General features: G+C 54.9%; 2 protein-coding genes. Both read right to left on the bottom strand.

Annotation, left to right across the window (positions count from 1 at the left end):
* A partial coding sequence (gene ygjJ / locus HMPREF9538_RS13330; RefSeq protein ID WP_009485169.1) for a protein YgjJ occupies positions 1 to 890 on the bottom strand: 890 nt, incomplete at its 3' end.
* Between the two features lie 13 nt (positions 891 to 903).
* Positions 904 to 2337 carry an amino acid permease gene (locus tag HMPREF9538_RS13325; RefSeq protein ID WP_020317094.1) on the bottom strand — a complete coding sequence of 478 codons (1434 nt, stop codon included), beginning with the start codon at positions 2335 to 2337 and terminating at the stop codon, positions 904 to 906.
* Positions 2338 to 2542: the final 205 nt, after the last annotated feature.

Here is a 2542-nt window from a genome sequence, read left to right on the forward strand (position 1 = left end):
TGTTTGGCGTAGCTGTATGCGGTGGAGAAGTAGAGCCCGCTTAATGCTTCATACATGGCGCTGGCCATAAAGCCGGTTTCGCTGCCGGGGACATCCAGCCCTTTGGCGCGGCCGGTATGGTGCCAGGCGCGGAAGGCCAGATTGGGCGACAGAACGCCGGTCAGGAATAGCTGCCCGGTGCCGTCGGTCACTTCAAGGCCGTTCATCCAGGTGACGTCTTTGACGATGTCGTACTGTACGTAGCCGTTGATCATCGCCGGATAGGTGTACTTATCGTCATAGCGGTCATATTTGCCGAAGTGCAGCCAGGCCTTGCTTTCATCGTGATGCCCGGCCGGCGTGGCGGTGACGCTATAGCGGAAATCGCCGCTGCGGTTTTGTACCTTCAGCGCGTACATGATGTCGCGGGTATTGGGGATCACGTAACCCAGATCGGGGGTAAAGTCGCCCCACCACTGCAGGTCGTCCAGCGACGAGTCCTGGCGCAGGCTGAGCATGATCTCGGTGTTGTTATCGTTTTTATAGCCGCCATAGAGGCGGTTAAGGCCGCCTTCCACGCCGCCCCAGCTGTGGCCCGGCGTCCAGGCATTGCCCTGGCTATCGGCCTGTACCGTCCAGGCTTCGCCGTAAATCAGCCCGAACCAGTGGCCGTTTTTGACCTCCAGCCCGCCCTCGATATAGGTGCCATCGCTGTATTTATGTTTATCCTCGCCTTCTAAATCCATATATCCGCCAACTCCCAATTCGCCGTAAAAGCGATAGGAGGTGGTGGTTAATTCCGGCGTTTTGGTATCGTCGTGCTCGGCCGGATGGACAGTCTCAGCGGCCGCCGCAGGGGCGCAAAAAGCCAGGGCAACGAGTGCCCCGTATAAGTAAGAGTTAGTTTTCATTTTTTTAAGGTATTTAAGAGGTATGGGAAGCCGGAGCCGCTTCTATTTGTTGTTGTTCCTGGGTTAATCCTTTGACGTATCTGCTGTATTTCCACCACGCGAAGCCAAGGAAAATCACGATCCCGCCGACGTTGTAGAAAATAATGGTCAGGATGTTGCCGCCGGTTGGGAAGGTTGAGGCGACGAAGCCGATGGCGAAAATCACAATCAGCATGGATACCACCACGATGCCGGTGGTACGCGAGCCCATGCGGAAATCGCGCGGCAGATGGTCGAGTTTGCGGCGCAGGTTGAGGTAGGCCAGCATGATGAACAGCGGCGGCAGCATGGAAGCGGCGGCGGTCATGTTGATGATGGTGTTCATCAGATCCTGCACGGTGTTGGATCCCAGCGTCGGGATAATCATCAGCGGAATAACGATCAGATACTGGATCCAGGCCGCGCGCGCCGGGACGCCGTTCTCATTGAGCTCGACGGTTTTCTTACCAAAGATGCCGGAGGGGATTTCCGAGAAGAAAATTTTAACCGGGGTGGCGGTCCACATCAGCAGCGAGCCAAACATCGCGGTAAACGAAACGAGGCCGACGAAGCGGTTCATCAGAATTTCCGGCAGGCCAAAGTAAGCCGCCAGGCCGTGGAACACCTGCACCGATCCGCCGGTAAACTTCAGCTCTTTACTGCTGACGAAGACGTTGATCAGCACGGAGGAGATCGAGTAAAGCACGCCGATGAAGATCCCGGCGAGGATGATCACTTTGACAAAGGATTTCGAGCCACCTTTCACATCGTTGACGTATACCGCCACCGATTCCGCGCCGCCCGCCGCCATAAAGATCCACGTGGTAATACCAAGGAACGCCCAGTTGAAGTCAGGGATCATCGCCTCGACGGTGATCGGATCCGCTGGCTGTACGCCGCCCACCAGCGCGGTACCGGCCAGCAAAATATAGGAGAGCGTCAGCAGCAGCATCAGCGATGAGGTAACGGAGGTGATAGGCCCCAGCATTTTCGCGCCGTTGGTGGAGATCCAGGTGGAGAAAGCGAACAGCGCCATGCTCAGCACGGTGGTGGCAAACGGCGTCAGAATGTATTCGTAGCCGAGGAAGGCGTAAGAGGCATAGGCGATCACGCGCGGCAGCAGCGAGGTGAAGAAAAACAGGTTTACGAACCAGTAGGTATAGGCGGTGATAAACGCCCAACGGCCGCCGAGCGAACTCTTCACCCAGGCGTAAACCCCGGCCTCGGAGTTTTTATTCAGTGACACGAACTCGGCGATAATCAGGCAAAACGGAATGAAGTAGAACAGGGTAGCGAGGAAGAACATCGGCGCCGACGCCAGCCCCAGTTCGATATTGTTGTTGATGACGTTATTGAAACTGTAAACGGCGGCAAAGGTCAGCGATAACAGGCCGAACTTGCCGATGGTATTACGTTTAGTATCAGACATAACACATCTCCACACATTGTCCTTCAGAGGGTCGCTGAAGGGGGTTGTGTTGTTTGTAGGGTAGAGGTAGTTAAGAATTAATGTCGATTTTAGTAAAACTTTTAGTAAATAGAAGTAAAGAAACCGAATAGCTTTAACTCGATCACGAAAAAGGTTGAGTAATACGTAATCAGGCGAGGGATAAAAAAATCCCCCCCCCCCCCCC

The sequence above is a fragment of the Klebsiella sp. MS 92-3 genome, from assembly GCF_000195655.1.
Classification (GTDB): domain Bacteria; phylum Pseudomonadota; class Gammaproteobacteria; order Enterobacterales; family Enterobacteriaceae; genus Klebsiella; species Klebsiella pneumoniae.

What these genes read in the sequence shown, in the direction of transcription:
- HMPREF9538_RS13325 (WP_020317094.1), bottom strand. Translation starts at nt 2,337, where the DNA reads ATGTCTGATACTAAACGTAATACCATCGGCAAGTTCGGCCTGTTATCG.